Consider the following 17,745-nt stretch of genomic DNA (forward strand, 5'->3'; position numbering starts at 1 on the left):
AGGTCGAGGAGAGAAACATGGCGTATTCCAACTATCACAAGAAGGACCTGAACGGTCGCCCGCTCCATCCCGAAACGCAGATGATGTCCTACGGCTACGACCCGTTCCTCTCCGAGGGCGCGGTCAAGCCGCCGGTGTTCCTCACTTCCACGTTCGCGTTCAAGTCGGCCGAGGACGGCGCCGAGTTCTTCGACATCGTCTCGGGCCGCAAGCCGCTGCCCGAAGGCGAGGCCGCCGGCCTCGTCTACAGCCGCTTCAATCACCCGAACCTGGAGATCGTCGAGGACCGGCTCGCGCTGCTCGACGGCTCGGAGGCGGCCGTCGTCACCTCGAGCGGGATGTCGGCGATCTCCACGGTGTTCCTCGCGTTCCTGCGCCCCGGCGACCAGCTCGTGCAGTCGGTGCCACTCTACGGCGGCACCGAGACGCTGATCTCGAAGATCTTCCCCGATTGGGGGATCGGCTCGCACGCGATCCAGAACGGCCTCGCGCCGGCCTCGATCCGCGACGCGCTCGAAACGGCCGCGCAAAAAGGCCCGGTGCGGCTCGTCTACGTCGAGACGCCGGCGAACCCCACCAATTCGCTGATCGACCTCGACGGCATGGTCGCCGAGATCGACGCGTTCGAGCAGCGCCACGGCTATCGCCCGATCTCGGTCTGCGACAACACATTGCTCGGCCCGATCTTCCAGAAGCCGGCCGCGCACGGCGTCGACCTGTCGATCTATTCGCTGACGAAGTACGTGGGCGGCCACAGCGATCTGGTGGCGGGCGGCGTGACGGGCAGGCGCGCGCTGATGACGAAGGTGCGCTCGATCCGCAGCGCGTTCGGCTCGCAGCTCGATCCGCATTCGTCGTGGATGCTGCTGCGCTCGATGGAAACGGTGGTGCTGCGCATGACGCAGGCCACGCGCACGGCCAGCCAGGTGGCGCGCTGGCTCGCCGGCAATCCGCACCAGGACGTGCAGGTGTTCCATCCGGAATGCATCACCGACGATGCCTATCAGGACGTGTACCGGCGCCATTGCACGGGAGCCGGCTCGACCTTCGCGTTCGTGCTGAACGGCGGGCGCGCGCAGGCGTTCCGCTTCATCAACGCGCTGCACCTGTTCAAGTCGGCGGTCAGCCTCGGCGGCTCGGAATCGCTGATCTGCCATCCGGCCTCGACCACGCACTCGGGCGTGTCGGCAGCACAGCGCGAACGCGACGGCGTGTCCGAAGGATTGATCCGCATCTCGATCGGCCTCGAACACGGCGACGACCTGATCGCCGATCTCGATCACGCGTTCCAGGCGTGCGCGAAGGCCTGAAGCCGGCACGGCGCGAGGTTCCGCGTCGTGCCGTCAAGCCCGCCATCGGGCAGCACACGCTCATCGCTACGGGGCGCGCCGCATCACGGCCGCCCCGTCTTCCTCACTGCATCGCCGCCGGGCGCGGCGTCCAGCCGGCGGCGTCGGCCGAGCCGGTGTCGGCGCTGCCGTCCTCGAGCGAGACGTTGCGCGTCTCGCGGCCGTTCAAGAGCCAGAGCAGCGCGGCAAGCGGCCCCGGCAGCGCGAGCAGCAGCAGCCCGATCAGCGCGGCCGACGGCGTGCCGGTGGCCGCGTACACGTTGGTCAGCATCAGCGGCGCGACCATCGCGCCGACCCGGCCCACCGCCACCGAGACGCCGAGGCCGGTGGCGCGAATCCGCGTGGGCAGCACCTCCGACGACACCACGTAGCCCGAGATGTAGGCCCACGTCACGCCGAACTGGATCAGGCAGTAGCCGGTCACCATGCCGGGCAGCGTATGCATCAGGTAGATCAGCACGATCGCGGCCACCGTGAACGTGTAGCTGACGAGTAGCGAGGCGCGCCGCCCCCACGCCTCGACCAGCACCGAGGCGGTCAGGCCGCCGGCCAGCGCGGCCGCGTTGCCGTACACGTAGTAGAGCGGCATGTCGCCGGCCGGCACCTTCATGTACGGCAGGATCACGAGCGCCATCAGCGACAGCACGCCGTACACCACGGCCGCCTGCGAGAAGTTCAGCGCGCTGGCCAGGCCGCAGCGCAGCCGGTACGCGCCGAACAGCTCGCGCACGTTGCGCCAGAACGCCGGCCGCTGCGGCGTGTAGGCCACCGGCTCGCGGCGCTGGCGCGCCTGCGCGCGATCGGCCTCGCTCACGCGCGGCGACTCGGCGCTGGCCGCGATCAGCGCGACGATTTCCTCGGCCTCGGCCACGCGCCCCTGCTGCAGCAGCCAGCGCGGCGATTCCGGAATCACGCGGCGAATCCAGAAGAACAGCAGCGCCATCGTGGTGCCGAGGCCGAAGCCGACGCGCCAGGCCACGTCGCCGGGCAGGTTGTTCAGCACGAAGTACGAGATCGCGGCCGACAGCAGCGCGCCCACCGGGAAGCCCGACAGGATCAGCGAGTCGGTCTTGCCGCGATGGCGGCGCGGGATGAATTCGCCCATCGTCGCGGTGACGGCTGAGTATTCGCCGCCCACCGCGAGCGCGGTCATGGCGCGGAAGAACAGGAACGACTCGTAGTTCCAGGAGAAGATCGTCAGCACGCTGAAGCAGGCGTACCAGAGCAGCGTGGCGAGGAACAGCCGCTTGCGGCCGAAGCGGTCGGCCAGATAGCCGAACGCGATCGCGCCCACCAGCATCCCGAACACCCAGATCGTCACGGCGAGCGAGCCCTGCGCGGAGCCGAGGTGCCACTGGGTCTTCAGCACGCCGAACACGCTGCCGATGATGTTGGTCTCGAACGAATCGAGCGCCCAGCCGACGCCGAGCGCGGCTACCAGCAAGGTGTGGAACGGCGTCCACGGCATGTTGTCGAGACGCGACAGCGCGTCGGTCCTGACGGTAACGGGCATAGTCATGAAGTTCTCCTGACGATCAGACCGGCGGCGCGGCATGCGCCGCTTCGGCGAAATCGAATTGCGGAAAGCGCGCACGCGCGCCGATGAAATTGCGGCCGCGCGCACCGTCGAACGCGCCCGCGACGATGTCGTGCCATTCCCGCGCGCCGATCCCGTAGGCGGCCGGCTCGCAGGCGATGCCGAGCGCGCCGAGGAACGCCTCGAGCCGCGCCGGGCCGGCCTCGGCGCTGCCGAACACCTCGGCCAGTGCGCGGTCGCAGTCCGGATCGGCGCCGAGCGCGGCGCGCATCACGGCCGGCAGGCAGAACGAGCAGGCGACGCCGTGCGCCACGCCGTGGCGCAGCGTGATCGCATACGAGAGGTTGTGGGCGAGCGCGGTGCGCGTGTTCGAGAACGCGAGGCCCGCGCGCAGCGCGCCGAGCGCCATCGCGGCGCGCGCCGCGAGATCGCCGGGCGCGGCCATCACGCGCGGCAGCGCGTCGAGGATCTCGCGCGCCGCGCTCACGGCGAGGCCGCGCGTGACCGGGTTCGCGTTCACGTTCCAGAGGCTTTCGAGTGCATGCGACAGCGCGTCGAGCCCGCTGGCGAGCGTCGGCGCCGGCGGCAGGCCGACCACCAGGCGCGGATCGACCAGCACCGTCTCCGGATAGAGGTCGTCACGCGCGAGCGAGAGCTTGCGGTCGTGCACGGGGTCCCACACCGTCGCCCACGAGGTCACCTCGCTGCCGGTGCCGGACGTGGTCGGGATCGCCACGATCGGCAGCGCGCGTTCGGCCACGCGCGTCGTGCCGTCGGCGATCCAGGCCAGCACCGGTTCGAGCCGGCCGTGCTCGGCCGCCAGCACCTTGGCCGAATCCATCACCGAGCCGCCGCCGAGCGCCACCAGCACCTCGGGCATCGCCGGCAGCGCGGCCAGCGTCTCGCAGGCGCGGGCCAGCATCGTCACCGACGGGTTCGCCTCCACCGAGTCGATGCGCGCGAGCGCGGGGCCGGCGCTGGCCTCGATCCGCGCGGCGAGCGCGACGAACGCCGGGTCGGGATAGGTGACGAGCGCGTAGCGGCGGCCCGCGAGCACCTCGCCGATCGCGTCGAGCGCGTCGATGCCGAAACGCACCCGCACCGGGTTGTGGAACTGCCAGCCGGCCGCCGTGCTCACGCCGGCTCTCCGGCGGCGAGGCGCTCGCCGATCGCGGCGATCACGCCCGGCAGGTCGGCGATGCTGTCGATCACGTAGTGCGCGCCCGTCTGCGCGAGGCGCTCGCGCGCCGCGCCGACGCGTGCGTCGCGGCTGGCGGCGTCGAGCGCGTGCCATTCCGCCAGCGAGAGCCCCACCTCGTTGCCGCTCGCGGCCACGCCCACCGTCCACATGCCGGCCGCGAGGCCCGATTCGAGGCCGGTCGGGCTGTCGTCCACCACCACGCAGCCGCGCACGTCGGGCGCGCCGAGCGCGAGCGCGTTGGCAAGGCACATGTCCGGGAACGGCCGGCCGCGCGCGACGTCGCTGACCGTGCAGCAGTGGTCCGGGCGATAGCCGAGGCGCGCCGCCAGCGGTGCGAGATGGTTCATCACCTCGCGCGGATAGCCCGTGGTGCTGCCGATCCGGATGCCGTGCGCGCGCAGCGTCGCGATCGTGTCGAGCGCGCCCGGGATCAGGTCGCTGTAGCGCTCGACGTTGCGCTCGTCGGCGATCAGGAACGCGGCGTAGAGCATGTCGATGTCGGCGTCGGTCGAGGCCGCGGCGCGTGCGGCGCGCCAGCGCGCCTGCACAGCGGGGTCCTCGAGGATCAGCTCGATGTGCTCGCGCTTGGCGGCGCCCATCGGCGCGCGCGCCTCGGCCTCGCTGATCGGCACGCCGGCCGCCTCGAACACCTCGCGAAACGCGTGGACCGGCGCGAGGCAGCCGAAATCGAGCACGGTGCCGGCCCAGTCGAAGATCGCGGTGGTCACCGGGCCGCGATAGGCGCGGTTCGGGTGGGCGGCGGGGCACACGTCGAGGGATGCGGATCGTTGCGGCATGCTCGGCTCCGAAGAAAAGTGGATCACGGACGCCAGCATAAATTTGCAACATGACCGGTCCATGATCGAAATACCCGGTGAAAGCCGATCCATCCACCGAAAAATCCGATCGATCCCTGTCGATGACCCTGACCCAGATTCGCGCCTTCCTCGCCGTGGTCCAGCACGGCGGCTTCACCGCCGCGGCCCGCGCGCTCGCCACCAGCCAGACCACCGTCACCTCGCAGATTCAGGGGCTCGAACAGGAACATGGCGTGCAGCTGTTCCACCGGCGCGGGCGGCGCGTGGAGCTGTCGGCTGTCGGGCTCGACTTCCTGCCGCTCGCGCGGCAGATCAACGGCCTCGAGAACGACGCGCGCTCGCTGCTGCACGACAGCGGCGAGCTCACGCGCGGCGTGCTGCGGATCGGCGCCGTGAGCCCGTTCCACGTGACCGAGATCATCGAGGCGTTCCATGCCGCGCATCCGCGCATGCAGCTGGCCGTCACGCTCGGCAACTCGGAGAGCGTGCTGAACGACCTCGACGACTACGCCTGCGACGTCGGCGTGATCGCGCGCTCGTTCAGCGACGCGCGCTACGAGATGGCGCCCTATGCGAGCTATCCGGTGATCGCGTTCGTCGGCGTCGCGCATCCGTTCGCGGCGCGCGGCACGATCACGCTCGCCGAACTCGCCACCGCGCCGCTGTTGATGCGCGAGGCGGGCTCGACCACGCGCCGCGCGCTCGAGGACGCGCTCGCCAAACTCGGCGCGACGCCGCGCGTGGCGATGGAGATCGGCAGCCGCGAGGCGCTGCGCGAGGCGGTGGCGCGCGGGCTGGGGGTGGGGACCGTGTCGCTGTCGGAGTACGTGCCGGACGAGGCGCGGCTGCGGCCGGTGCGGATCGAGGGGGATCCGGTCAGCACGCATATCCATGTGTGCTGTTTGCGTGAGCGACGGGATAGCCGGCTGGTGGCGGCGTTTTTCGAGGCGATGCGGCGGTGTCGGCCGCAGGGGCCCGTGGGTAGCGCGCGACACTGAGCGGGCACGGCTGCCTGGCGGGATCGTGTTCGCGGCAGCGCGAGTGCCGCCGCGAACACGCCGTGCCATTCACGCCACCGCTTGCAGCGCGCGCAGCGTCGGTAGCAGTTCGCTCGGATCGGGGCGGCGCGTGTAGTCGGGATTGACTTCCGCGTAGACGATCGTGCCGTCCTGGCGAATCACGTAGCGCGCCGGCATCGGCAGCGTCCAGCTCGGCTCGCCGTTCACGGCCGGCAGCTCGATGCCGAAACCCTGATAGGCGTGGATCAGCTCGTCCTGCATGCGGAAGCGGATGCCGAACGCGTCGGCCGTGGCGCCGCCCGCATCGACGAGGATCGGGAAGCTCAGCTTGTTGTCGCGTTGCGACTTGAGACTGCTCTCGGCCGTCTGCATCGAGATCGCGACGAGCTGCGCGCCGGTCGCGCGGATCTCGTCCGCGGCGGCCTCGATCGCCTGCAGGTCGAGGTTGCAGTACGGGCACCCGCCGCCGCGATAGAACGTGACCACCAGCGGCCCCTGCGCCAGCAGCTCGGCCAGCGAAACACGCTCGCCGTTGGCGCCCGGCAGCGTGAAGGCCGGTGCCGCGTCGCCGGCCTTCAGCGCGCGCCCGGCCTGCCCCGTCGCGATCAGTTCGTCGGTGGTGCGATGGATCAGCTCGACGACGTGCGGCGGCGCGACCTTCGTTTCGAAATGAGCCTTGAAGGCGTCCAGCTTGTCTTGCAGTTTCATGATCGACTCCGTGTGAGTGCGCCGTGATTGGCGCGTGAAGTCATGGTGATTCATTCAACCGGCTCGCGGTAGAATGCGGCGGCGACTATCAGTTATTTACCCGACAAATGAATGACAAACTGTCCGTGTTGCGGCTGTTCACGCGTGTGGCGCGCACCTCGAGTTTCACGAAAGCCGGCCTCGAACTCGGCATCAGCCAGCCGTCCGTGTCGCGGCAGATCTCGGAGCTGGAAGCCGAGATCGGCACCGCGCTGTTCGTGCGCAGCACGCGCGCCGTGAAGCTGACCGAGGCCGGCGCGGACTATCTGCTGCGCGTCGATGCGATCCTCGAATCGCTGGAGGAAGCGGACCGCATCGCACGCGGCACCGCGGAATTGCGCGGCACGCTGCGCGTCGCGCTCTCGACCAGCTTCGGGATTCGCGAGCTGATCCCGCGCCTCGACCGGCTGATGGCCGCGCATCCGGCCTTGCGCATCGAGCTGCGGATGGCCGACGACCGTCAGGACCTGATCGTCGAGGGCGTGGACGTGGCGATCCGGTTCGGCGTGCTGCGCGATTCGAACGCGACGGCGCGGCTGATCGGCCGCTCGCCGCGCCTGCTGGTTGGCGCGCCGGCCTATCTGGCGCGCGCCGGGCGGCCCGCCGATCCGTCGGAGCTCGCCGGGCACGCGTTCGTCCACGGCCCGTCGAGCGCGGAATCGCTGGGCACCACGTTCCGCAAGGACGGGCGCGAAGTGGTGCTGGATGCCGGGGGACGCTTCACGACCAACGTCAACGAAGGCGCCACGGCGGCGGCGGTGGCCGGCCTCGGCCTGCTGACGATCGGCCTCTGGGGCTGTCGCGACGAACTCGCGAGCGGCCGGCTGGAGGCGCTGCTGACGGACTGGGAACTCGATCCCGTCGAAGTCCACGCGGTGTTCCCGGCGGGGCGCGCGGTGCGGCCGGCGGCGCGGGCGCTGGTGGAGTATCTGGTGGAGGAGTTGCGGGGGATTTCGGTGGACGGGAGCGGGCGCCCAGGCACCAGCGTCGGCGAAGTCAGCCCTTCCCCGGCACGATGAGCACGTCCAGCCGGCCGGCAAGGTCGAGGACCGCGTCATACGCGCCCGTATCGCCCGTCAAGCTGCGCGAGACTTCTTCCTGACGCAATGCACCGTCCGGGATTCGATCACCGAACAGGACCACGGCGCGGGCGGAATCATCCTGCCGCGAAATCCACGACAAACCCTGCGCCTCCGGCAGTTGCTCATGAAGCTTTTGTGCCCATCGGCGGGTGGCCGGATACTGATCCTTCTCCGTGTCGATGAGCTGCCGGCGGGTCACGCCCAGCTTGCGCAACGCAACGCTGGCCAGATCGACGAGCGTCAGGTCTTCGGTCACTTCGACCATCGAGTGAACCTGGCCATCCAGTCTGGATTTGTCGAAGGTCTTCAAGCCGGCTGCATGCGGAACGTCGTGAAAGATCGTTTCAATCATGGCGCAATCCATCGTCGCCCCGCCGTACAGCGTGGGGATGGCCACACTTTGCGCGTCCTGGATCGGGCTGAAGCGGGCATTTCCCTGCGTGCCCGGATTGAATTCGTCGGCTAAATACCGATCGAGATGGACGCGGTGCAACATCGTCCCGGCCTCGATGGTCTTCATGGTGGCGTGCAGGACCTCGGGCGGTGCCGGCGTGGCGGCGTCGGCCTCGGCCGGCTTCGACACCGGCACGGGGTCGGCAATCCGGCCAGGGCGTTTAGCCATGCGCGACTTCCCGCAATTCGTCGCTGGCGGCCGCGATCACCCGGTCCGGCGACGTCGCCAACAAATCCTGCGGTCGCTTGCCCCCCAGGAAGCTGTTGGACGACAGGAACCAGAACGCCATGCCCCAGGCGTCCTTGTGCCCGTCAAATTCCTTGACGATCTCGGCCAGTGCCTTCAACGGCCGAAAGTCGGCATTCCGGTCCAACCCATAGGCAGGGAAGTAATCGACGCCCTTGTGATGAATGGCGAAGATCAGCCCCTGCTTTTTCCACTTGTTCGGTTGCGCGCTGGGGTTGGTGGCGCTCAGGCCGGCCAGCTCGGCCAGTTGGGCCGCCGTCAGCCAATCTCCGCTTTCCAGCACGGCCTTGCGCGCCCGGCTCAGCATCGCCGCCTCCTTGAGAAGCTGCGGAGACGCCGGCTTCGGCGGTACGAAAGCCTCGGCCAGAAGCTCGACGACCCGCCGCTCCTGCCGTTCCAGCAACAGTTCCAGCATCGACGTCGCGACATGGGACATGTTCTCGGCGACGACCGAAAGCAACTGATCGTCGACATGCTCGAACGAGAGTACCAACACCTGATCGGCACGGGACTTCCGGAGGTGGTCCTGAACCTGTTTCGGGGTTCCAACCAGGGTGGAGACGCCAGGATGGTCTTCTGCGGTGCTCATGGTTGTGCTCCCGTCAGGTTATCAAGGTTATTGAACCTTAGCATAGTCCAAATAACCCAGACGCCCGACTCTCACTCCCGGTTCAGGGAAATGAGCGGGGCCCATAAGTCTTCAGGGGGGTATCCACGGCGCTCGCCGCCGCGCCCACGTCCGCGCTCGCCCCCAGCCCACCATCGAATTGCCGCAACAGGGCCCCCGCATGCTCAAACGACGCGTCGGCGTGCCGCCCGATCTCGGCGAGCGGCATGGCGCCATGCTTCGCCGCGATCCCGGCGAACCGATCCTGCCGTTCGATGATGGCGCCGGGACGGTCGGCAGCACTACCAGCACCGGTCGCGTCCCCACGCTCCCGCGGTGCCGGTGGGAAGAAAGCGGAGCCGGCGCCCGGAGGCGGCGTTGGGCAACTGATCGGCAGGCTGGCTAGTTGACGCCGGAATCGAACACGATGGTCACGAGGCCGCCGTACTGATGCCCGGCCTGCATTTGCTGCGTCTCGCCGGGCTGGGTCCGGAACGTCAAGCGCGCCGGCACGACGCCGACGGGCTGCCCGGCCAGCGGCGTAAATACGCGCGCGGTCGTCGTCAGCCGGCTGTCGATCGCCGCCCTGCCGCTGTCATCCCTCAGGTGGTTGTCGGTCAGCAATGCATCGACCGCCAGCGGCGCCCCGCCCACCGGATCGACGATGCCGCAGGTGTCGCCCGCCGGATTCTGGCACTGCAGCGAGATCCTCACCGGCCCGAGCGCGGCGAAGTCGAACGGCACCTCGGCCGTGAGCGCGGGCGGCGTCCTGCCCTGCCAGTTGAACCAGCCGCCCGGCGGCGCCAGATCGGCGCCGACCACGCCGCCATGATCGCCGGGAAAGTGGACGTACATGTCGGGCAGCACGGTCAGTACGAAATTGAGCGAGACGTCGTCCACGCTTCCGGAAAAATTCGGCCCGAAATAGAGATCGCGCCCGGACCCGTACCCGTACAGGTAGGTGCCGCGGTAGACGCCGGGCGGCCAGGTCCACGGCTTGTCGAGCTTCAGGAGATAGCGAAAGCTGACGTAGCCCAGCGTGACCGTTTGCTGGCCACGGGGTGGGCCGATCCAGCAGAGGGTGTAGCCCGGATTCGTTCCGGTCCAGATCGCATAAGCCCCGCCTTCGCTCGTGCTTCGCCAGTTGATGCCCCGGCAGTTGGTGCCATAGGGCCGCGTATAGGCGCTGTATACACTTCCCGATGCCGGATTGTTCAGGAACCCGATCGCATCCACCTTGAGCACGACGGTGCGCGCCATGCCGTGATCGTTATAGACCGGCACCGTGCGGTCGTAGGCGTCGATCTCCATGTTCACGCTATCGTCCCAGGACTGAGACGGCATGCCGTAGTGAATGGCGTAGGCGCCGACGTTCCTGCCTTGATTCCCGGCCCATGGAAACAGGATGCTGAAATAGCCTTTCGGGCACATGCCGGGGCGGTCGACGCAAATGCCGCTTTGCGGCGTGGTGTTGGTGAATTGTCCGCCGGTGCTCGTCAGGCTGCCCTTGTAGGTCGCCGTGACCGTCAACGCCGAGGCATGGGCCTGGCCCTGCGCGAACGGCAGGCCCAGTAAGCCCAGCAGGCCCAGCAGGCAGCAGGCCGACAACATCTTGTGCGTGCCGGCGGCGCGCGTTCGCATCCGGCGCAGGAAGGCGGAGGCCCGGAAAAGCGCATCGCGAGCGTCCTGAATGGACTCGCACCGGCGGGAGAAACAGGATTGAATGAAACCCGACGGAACCAGTCGCAAAATCACCTCGACGATTGCCACCGGCGTTTCGCGCCGGCGTTTCGCGCCGGCGTTTCGCGCCGGCGTTTCGCGCCGGCGTTTCGCGCCGGCGTTTCGCGCCGGCGTTTCTGCTTTCAACTAGAAAGTTTGACCTCCGGATCAACCGGTGCCTTGAGCCACATCAGGCTTCATCGTCTATTTGATCAACCCTCTCGATGTGCGTGCCGCGTCATGCGATCCGCCCGGACGGGATGGCCGCGACATGGCCCATCCCGCCGCCCACGACTCAATCCACGACTCAAGTCGGGCTCAAGCCGCGCAGCGCCGCCGCGCAAACACGCGCCGCGTCAGATCGAACGCCACCAGATTTCCCGCCACCACCAGCACGAGCCCCAGCGCCGCCAGCGGCGACCAGCGGTAGCCTTCGAAGATCGTCGACACCGTCAGCGCCACGAACGGGAACAGCACCGTGCAGTAAGCGGCGCGCTCCGGCCCGATCCGTCCCACCAGCATCAGGTACGACGTGAAGCCGATCACCGAGCCCGGCACCGCCAGATAGGCGAGCGCCCCAAGGTAGCGCGGCGCCATCTCCGGCATGAGCGGCAGCCCGGCCGCGATCGAGCCGAGCGTGAGCACCGAGGCGCCGATCAGCATCGCCCAGCCGTTGGTGGTGAGCGGATGCAGCCCCATCGCCTGCATCCGGCTCGACAGCAGGCTGCCGGTGGAGAAGCACAGCGTGCCGCCCAGCGCGACCACGAGGCCACGCCAGGTGGCGGCGTCGCCGAGATGGCCGGCCATCTGTTGATAGAACAGGCAGCCGATCCCCATCAGCCCCAGCAGCGCGCCGGCGATCGCGGTGGGCTGCAGCGGGCGGCCGAGGAAGATCCGGCCGTTGATCGCGTTCAACAGCGGCGCGATCGAAAACACCACGGCCACCAGCCCGCTCGGCACCACCTGCTCGGCGTAGTAGAAGCACAGAAAGTTCAGACAGAACAGCGCGAGGCCCTGCGCGACGAGGAAACGCCACGCCTCGCGAGGCGGCCGGATCGGCCGGCGCAACACGCGCAGGATCGCGAACAGCACGGCGGCGGCGATCCAGAAGCGCCAGGCGATGGACACGGACGGCGGCACGCCGTCGAGTTGCCATTTGATGGCGATCCACGTGGTGCCCCAGATCAGCACCGTGACGACATAAAGCAGAAGATTCATGAGTAGCGAGCGGCAGTAGCGGTGACGAGAACGGGAAGGCGCCGGGCGCTCCCCAGCCTCGACTGTGCCGCGCCGCGCGCCGCCGGGCTTGTCCGGAATTGCGGTCTTTATGAAATGAGCCGGGCCGGCTCGCGCGCGCGCCTCTATACTGCGCCAATGAAGCCCGCCCGCGCCACGCCGCCGATCCTCCTCACGCCGCCCGCCACCGCCGCCGAACTCGCGAACGCCGCCGACCTGCCGTTCGGCATGCAGTCAGTGTGCCGCACGCTCGCCGAGACGGACGCGACGCTGCACCGCTTCGCCTGGCTCGGCGACCATCTCGCGGTCGCCGAATGGACGCGTCACACCGAGATCGCCGAAACGGCCTACGACCAGCCGGGCCATCACACGCTGTCGTGCTACCTCGCGGGCGGCTACCGCACCGAGCGGCATAAGCTGCCGGGCCGCTACGGCGCGCCGAGCCGGCTCTGCGCACTACCGGGCGACCACGAATCGCGCTGGTGGGTGCGCGGCGAGATGCACTTCATGCATCTGTACTTTCTGCCCGAGCACTTCTCGCGGCGCGCCGTGCGCGAACTCGACCGTGAGCCGCGCGAGCTGGGTCTGGCCGACCGCACCTATTTCGAGGACCCGCGCATCGCCGAGCTGTGCCGCTCGCTGCTGCTGGAATCGTGGGACGACGTGGACGGCCGGCTGCGCGCGAACGAAACCGCACACGACGTCCTGAGCCTGCTGATGCGCGACCAGAGCGCCCTGCGCGCGGGCATGCCGCGCACCGGCGGCCTCTCGCCGGCGGTACGGCGGCGCCTGCGCGACTACATCGAGGCACGGCTCGCGCAGACGATCACGCTCGGCGAGTTGGCCGACCTTGCGGCACTGTCCGAATACCACTTCTCGCGGATGTTCCGCGTCTCGTTCGGCAGCCCGCCGCACGCCTGGATCGCCGAGCAGCGGCTGGCCCGTGCCCGCTCGCTGCTGCGCGGCACGGCGCTGCCGCTCACGCAGGTGGCCGCGCAATGCGGCTACGCGAACGCCGCGCATTTCAGCCACCGGTTTCGTGACGCGCACGGCGTCGCGCCGACGGCGTTCCGGCAGGCGATGCGGCGCGCGTGATGGTGGAAGGCAGGGTTGGTCGGTGAGTCGATGATTCATCACCCGGTATCCGCAAGCCCCGCCCCGGAGAAGGATAAAATCGGCGCCTGTCGGGCCGCGAGCAAAACATTGCGACTCGCAGCTGTCGATAAACACACGAAGCCCATGCCAGGCTGGATCGTGCGCCTGGCCATTGAAACCGGAATGCGTCTGTCAGGAGTAGTTGGGCCGCGGCCGCAGCCATATCGACCTTGAACGCCACGTTGTGCGCCTGACCGACGCCAAAAACAATGCTGCCAAGCTCGCGGCATCAGTCTTGCAAACCGCCTTGCGAACCCAATTTTTCGGGAAACCCAGCCGCGATAGGAAACGACGAGCGTACCAATTCACAAAGGTCTGAAACGCCATCAAAAATCAGACAGTCCTGATCGACTTCCACTTTCACGATCTACGCCACGAAGCGGGCAGTCGGCTCGTGGAGGCGGGTCTGAGCAATCAAGAAGTGGCTTCGATCAGCAAGCACAAGCCGATGCAGATGCTCCTCCGGGACACGCACTTGCGTGCCGAGGGTCTTGTCGGCACGCTTGGTGATCAAAACAGCTTCGCTAACCTAACGGAGTTCACGACCATGCCCGCTAACGAGCAATGGGAACAGCTGCTCACGCCCGCTGTCATGCAAGAAAAGCTCATCTCGGCGTCGCTCTACATCACTGCCTTTGAACTTCTGAGGGAATCAATCATTGGGCGTATTCGCGACTTTTTCAACATCGAAAACATTGGTCTCGAGCCCGGTACGTATCAGCTTAGCGAGGAATATCGCACGAAAGTTCTCGCTCGCAACAAAAGCACTCTGTACGCGTCGCTCGATTGGTTGATCGAGCATGACGCAATCGACCTCGGCGATCTTGAGACCTTCGAACGTATCAAGTCGATCCGAAACAAGTTAGCTCATGAACTGCCGTCTATTGTGATGGGCACGGAGACATTTGACCACGTAGAGATTTTTCAAGATTTGATCACAATTTTAAGAAAAATCGGGATCTGGTGGGTGGTGAACGTTGAAATTCCAGCCAATCCTGATTTTGACGGGCGAGAGATCGATGAGACGGAGATCGTTCCTGGTCCGGTCCTGATGCTTCAAATGATGTTGGAGGTTCTTTCCGGGAACGAAGACCTGTTGGAGCACTATCGCAAGATCGAGGCCGCCAGTGGCAGCGACACTACAATGCCATTCGACCGCACTTGAGCCCGGCCTACCTGACACCGAACGAGTTTAAGCAGCGATACTGTTTACCTGAAGCGACCGAGGCCGTTTTCCAAGATTGGAACGGTCCGAAAAAATCAGACAGGTCACTAGCCTTAACGTTCTACTGTTCATTACGAGGATTAATGCCCGTGAAAGAATCGTCGAGCCGGACTGGTCGACGATCCGCTATCTGACGATGGACGAGTACGTGCTTCATAAAGGCCATCGCTACGCCACAATAGTGGTCGACCCGATCGGCCGGGTGTGCGTCCATCAAGCCAAACAGCTTCGCCATGACCGGCCAGCGCGCAAGGTTCTGAAGTCCATCTGCTGGCTGCTGCGCAATCGCCGCACCCCGAAACCTGAGCAGTCAGTGCATTTGAAGGAATTGCTGGCTACTAATCAGCCGCTGTTGTGCATCTACGTACTGCGCGACACACTGAAACGGCTCTGGTTCTGCCGGAAGCCGGCTTAGGCAGTGTAGTTAGGCCGGCTCGGCAAAGCGGAATCGCCACGCTTCAATTATTCGCTCGGCGTCTGCAAGGCTACTGGCACGGCATCCTGCCCCGTTGCCAGCATCGGCTCAATACCAGCGTCGTCTAGGGCATCAACAACATGATCGAGATCATCAAGCGCCGGGCTTACGGATATCGTGACGAGGAATACTTCTTCCTCAAGATCCGCGCCGCACTCCCCGGAATTCTGCGATGAGCCTAATATTTAGCGGAAGACGGCCCCTGATCGACGTATGTATTGAACGAAGTCGATGCAAGGCACGGCTACCCCGCGCATGGAGCAAACGGACGGTATCTTGCGTTTCGAGTTCACGTCCGGTGGATTGTTTTGTTGAGCCTCATTTGATATCAGCTCTCTCCTATGGACCCGAGCTGTAGCAATAATGAGTAAATCGTTTTCGCCCACGCCCTTCGGATGATAGTTATCGCCCACCACTCCAAGTAGCGCCTTGATGCGCATGGCATCCTGCACAATTTCGTTGGTGACTTCCAATCGCTCAAGACCAGCCGTCACGAGCCAATCACTACAGTCCGGTGTGCCTGCGCATACTTCTCCGTAAGCCACGATAGACATCATGAGTCTCCGTGCATTTATCTCAGCCGCTATCCAGGTCCACAGTCCTGGAAATTGAGCTATGGGATAGTTATCCCAGGCATAAATCATCGAAGATGCGTCAAACGCCTGCATAGAGACGTTCCAATTGATGCAGGTCGTTGATCTTCAAGCCATCGAGATACCGACTCGCCTTTGCCAACGTAATGTATCGGCCATTCAGCGCATCCAATACTGTACGCACGAATCTGTCGCCGAAAATATGCGAGGGCTCCCGATGACGGTACATCCGAGTCCCACCATCTTGCTCGGGCCAAGGCTGGGCAACCCGCCACTGCCGGTAAGCAGCGTATTGCTCCTGTGGCAGTCGCCCCGCATCAAGCAGCCGACGCAATATGACCTCGGTACTGACACCCCACTGACGCCGCAGTGGCTTGAGCCACTCGTCGTACTCAGCGACTTGTCGTGGGCGGCCCAGATCGTCCACCCTAGCCAAGAATGCCGCAGGCACAAGCAAGTGACCGGCAAAAGCGTTCGCGTCCCGCTCGTTACCTCGGTGGGACTGCATGTCATGCTCATCGTCGATCGAACTGCTCCGATGCAGCAGTAGGTGCCCCAGCTCATGCATCAACGTGAAGGATTGCTGGGATTCATAGGTCTGCTTTTTTACAACGATGACAGGACAGTCAGGGCTGTAAATGCTGAAGCCCAGAATCGGGCTCTCTTTGGCAATCTGCCACTTGCCGCTGTATCCGTTGCTACGGAATACCAGCACACCGCGCGCTTCCACCGCCGACCGGTAGCTGTCGAACGTGTTGTCGTCCCCGAGGCCCAACCACTGGCGCGCAATCCTCGCTGCCTCCACGGGGTTGTCGCGGGGAAGATCCGGCTCATCGAACCGAGGCAAATTGGCGTCGTCCAAGTCCTCGCGAAGGCTCAGATATATCTCGCGCTGCCTCTCCACACGCTCTATGAGCATCTTCAGCCTGGCCGTCAACTCCGGCTTTTGGTTTGCCAAGGTCCGGAAAGCCGGTGTATGCACCTGAGCTTCATCGACTGGCCCTGGCTCCAGGAAGAAAAGCGCCCCTCGGCCGAAGAAGCTAGCCATCTTGCTGAGCTGAGGAAACGTCAGGCCCAGCTCCCCCGCCAGAACACGCTCCATCGTCGTCTGCGAGATGCCGACTGCGGACGCGAGTTCGCCTGGCGTCGTGCCGTGATCGGCACAGCACCAAGCTATCCGCTCGGGGTTGATCGACTGTATGCGCTCCATAGCCCTTCATTATACCGGTGGGGTGCCGGCTTGCTGTGCTTCCGCAGCCTCTGCGAAGTGAATGAGCGGTGCATGGCTAATGCTTTTCCAGACCGCCCGAAATGACGGTGGACCAGTGATGCTAAACAACTTTCGATTTCGGTCTCGCCACGTCAGTTCATCACCGCGTTGCCCCGGCCGCGCATCGCCTCATCGTCACGCCGGCGCGCCGGCCGGCGTCGCCACCCCGTCGTCGCCTGTTACCGCCTGCCCCATCGCATCGCGCGCAAGGTTCCGGTTGCAGTTTTCGGACATCTGCCTATCATCGTTACCTCGCGCCTCCACCTGCTTACCGAGATGTTCCCGCCTGTCCTCCCGCTCCGCCCCCGCACGTCCGCGCAGCCGGCCTCCGCCCACGCGGAAACGGCTGCCGCCACGACGGCCCCGCGCCCATGAACGGCCACGTCGCCTACACCGTGCTCGACCTGACGGGCACGTTCGCGTTCGCGATCAGCGGCGCGGTGGCCGCGCGCCAGCGCCGGCTCGATCTGTTCGGCGTGGTGTTCGTCACGTTCATCGTGGCGTGCGGCGGCGGCATCGTGCGCGACATCTGCATCGGCGCCGTGCCGCCGGCGGGCCTCGCGAACTGGAGCTATCTGGCGGTTTCGCTCGGCGCGGCCGCGCTGACCATCGCCGCCTACCAGAAGGTGCGCCGGCTGCGCTATCCGGTGCTGCTGTTCGACGCGATCGGGCTCGGGCTGTTCGCCGTGTCGGGCGCGCAGAAGGCGCTCGCCTACAGCGGCAGCGCCGAGGTGGCGATCCTGCTCGGCATGTTCAGCGCGGTGGGCGGCGGCGTGATCCGCGACGTGCTGCTCTCGCGCGTGCCGGCCATCCTGCAGCGCGAGATCTACGCGCTGGCCGCGCTCGTCGGCGCCACCGTGGAGGTAGTCTCGCTGCGCACCAACTGGCTGCCGGTGTTCGCGCCGTGGCTTGCGATCGGCGCATGCGTGGCGATCCGGCTGTCGTCGCTCTACTTCGGCTGGCGGCTGCCGGTGTTCGGCCGGCGCCAATCGGCCGGCGAGTAGAGGCCGCG

At 66.3% G+C, this 17,745-nt stretch carries 16 protein-coding genes and 2 pseudogenes; 8 read left to right on the plus strand and 10 right to left on the minus strand.

The annotated features are described in order from the left end of the window. Positions 1-17: 17 nt before the first annotated feature. Entirely contained in the window at positions 18-1,310 is a 1,293-nt protein-coding gene (locus BpN12_RS12985) for a cystathionine gamma-synthase family protein (RefSeq protein ID WP_246792984.1), read from the plus strand. Positions 1,311-1,413: 103 nt separating this feature from the next. Here the strand turns inward: BpN12_RS12985 and BpN12_RS12990 are convergent, their stop codons facing one another. Genes BpN12_RS12990 through phnX form a run of 3 tightly spaced genes read right to left on the minus strand, consistent with a single transcriptional unit; the run spans position 1,414 to position 4,884 of the window. Continuing rightward, a complete protein-coding gene (locus BpN12_RS12990; protein ID WP_246792985.1) occupies positions 1,414-2,868 on the minus strand; it encodes an MFS transporter in 1,455 nt (484 codons plus the stop codon). 16 nt (positions 2,869-2,884) lie between these two features. After that, positions 2,885-4,024, minus strand: coding sequence for an iron-containing alcohol dehydrogenase PsrA (psrA, locus tag BpN12_RS12995; protein WP_246792986.1), 1,140 nt, complete (start codon positions 4,022-4,024; stop codon positions 2,885-2,887). Continuing rightward, entirely contained in the window at positions 4,021-4,884 is an 864-nt protein-coding gene (gene phnX, locus BpN12_RS13000) for a phosphonoacetaldehyde hydrolase (RefSeq protein ID WP_246792987.1), read from the minus strand. Before phnX ends, psrA begins: the two co-directional genes overlap by 4 nt. A 122-nt stretch (positions 4,885-5,006) precedes the next feature. Here phnX and BpN12_RS13005 point away from each other — a divergent pair, with 122 nt between their 5' ends. After that, positions 5,007-5,903 carry a LysR substrate-binding domain-containing protein gene (locus BpN12_RS13005; RefSeq protein WP_246792988.1) on the plus strand — a complete coding sequence of 299 codons (897 nt, stop codon included), beginning with the start codon at positions 5,007-5,009 and terminating at the stop codon, positions 5,901-5,903. Positions 5,904-5,972: 69 nt separating this feature from the next. Here BpN12_RS13005 and BpN12_RS13010 read toward each other — a convergent pair whose 3' ends face one another. Next, positions 5,973-6,632 carry a peroxiredoxin-like family protein gene (locus BpN12_RS13010; protein WP_246792989.1) on the minus strand — a complete coding sequence of 220 codons (660 nt, stop codon included), beginning with the start codon at positions 6,630-6,632 and terminating at the stop codon, positions 5,973-5,975. A gap of 107 nt (positions 6,633-6,739) precedes the next feature. Here BpN12_RS13010 and BpN12_RS13015 point away from each other — a divergent pair, with 107 nt between their 5' ends. Continuing rightward, positions 6,740-7,690: a LysR family transcriptional regulator gene (locus tag BpN12_RS13015; RefSeq protein WP_246792990.1), complete on the plus strand. Its 951-nt coding sequence runs from the start codon at positions 6,740-6,742 to the stop codon at positions 7,688-7,690. On the opposite strand, the gene BpN12_RS13020 is transcribed toward BpN12_RS13015, so the two are convergent. From BpN12_RS13020 to BpN12_RS13035, 4 genes are all read right to left on the minus strand, one after another. Then, on the minus strand, positions 7,668-8,375 hold the full coding sequence (locus BpN12_RS13020) for an RES family NAD+ phosphorylase (RefSeq protein ID WP_246792991.1): 708 nt from the start codon (positions 8,373-8,375) through the stop codon (positions 7,668-7,670). The genes BpN12_RS13015 and BpN12_RS13020 overlap by 23 nt on opposite strands. Beyond that, complete coding sequence (locus BpN12_RS13025) at positions 8,368-9,042, minus strand: hypothetical protein (protein WP_246792992.1); 675 nt, start codon at positions 9,040-9,042, stop codon at positions 8,368-8,370. Before BpN12_RS13025 ends, BpN12_RS13020 begins: the two co-directional genes overlap by 8 nt. Before the next feature lie 420 nt (positions 9,043-9,462). Then, a complete protein-coding gene (locus tag BpN12_RS13030; RefSeq protein WP_246792993.1) occupies positions 9,463-10,926 on the minus strand; it encodes a hypothetical protein in 1,464 nt (487 codons plus the stop codon). A 171-nt stretch (positions 10,927-11,097) separates the two neighbouring features. Further along, positions 11,098-11,997, minus strand: coding sequence for a DMT family transporter (locus BpN12_RS13035; RefSeq protein ID WP_246792994.1), 900 nt, complete (start codon positions 11,995-11,997; stop codon positions 11,098-11,100). A 156-nt stretch (positions 11,998-12,153) separates the two neighbouring features. On the opposite strand from BpN12_RS13035, the gene BpN12_RS13040 reads away from it, so the two are divergent. The 4 genes and pseudogenes from BpN12_RS13040 to BpN12_RS13055 all read left to right on the plus strand — a co-directional run. Further along, the gene (locus tag BpN12_RS13040; protein WP_246792995.1) at positions 12,154-13,110 is read left to right on the plus strand and encodes a helix-turn-helix domain-containing protein; all 957 of its coding nucleotides are present in this window, start codon (positions 12,154-12,156) and stop codon (positions 13,108-13,110) included. 481 nt (positions 13,111-13,591) lie between these two features. Further along, positions 13,592-14,335, plus strand: coding sequence for a hypothetical protein (locus BpN12_RS13045; protein ID WP_246792996.1), 744 nt, complete (start codon positions 13,592-13,594; stop codon positions 14,333-14,335). Beyond that, positions 14,296-14,412 (plus strand): annotated as a pseudogene (locus tag BpN12_RS13050) (IS3 family transposase); the annotation flags it as partial. The gene BpN12_RS13045 and the pseudogene BpN12_RS13050, both read left to right, overlap by 40 nt. Before the next feature lie 53 nt (positions 14,413-14,465). After that, positions 14,466-15,046 (plus strand): annotated as a pseudogene (locus BpN12_RS13055) (ISL3 family transposase); the annotation flags it as partial. Between the two features lie 9 nt (positions 15,047-15,055). Here BpN12_RS13055 and BpN12_RS13060 read toward each other — a convergent pair. Both BpN12_RS13060 and BpN12_RS13065 read right to left on the minus strand, forming a co-directional pair. Further along, a complete protein-coding gene (locus BpN12_RS13060) occupies positions 15,056-15,538 on the minus strand; it encodes a DUF4411 family protein (RefSeq protein WP_246792997.1) in 483 nt (160 codons plus the stop codon). Beyond that, complete coding sequence (locus BpN12_RS13065) at positions 15,525-16,673, minus strand: ImmA/IrrE family metallo-endopeptidase (RefSeq protein ID WP_246792998.1); 1,149 nt, start codon at positions 16,671-16,673, stop codon at positions 15,525-15,527. The genes BpN12_RS13060 and BpN12_RS13065 overlap by 14 nt, the downstream gene beginning before the upstream one ends. A gap of 431 nt (positions 16,674-17,104) precedes the next feature. Here BpN12_RS13065 and BpN12_RS13070 point away from each other — a divergent pair, with 431 nt between their 5' ends. Next, the gene (locus tag BpN12_RS13070; RefSeq protein ID WP_246792999.1) at positions 17,105-17,737 is read left to right on the plus strand and encodes a trimeric intracellular cation channel family protein; all 633 of its coding nucleotides are present in this window, start codon (positions 17,105-17,107) and stop codon (positions 17,735-17,737) included. Positions 17,738-17,745 lie beyond the last annotated feature (8 nt).

It is taken from the genome of Burkholderia perseverans, assembly GCF_022870505.1.
GTDB lineage: Bacteria > Pseudomonadota > Gammaproteobacteria > Burkholderiales > Burkholderiaceae > Burkholderia > Burkholderia plantarii.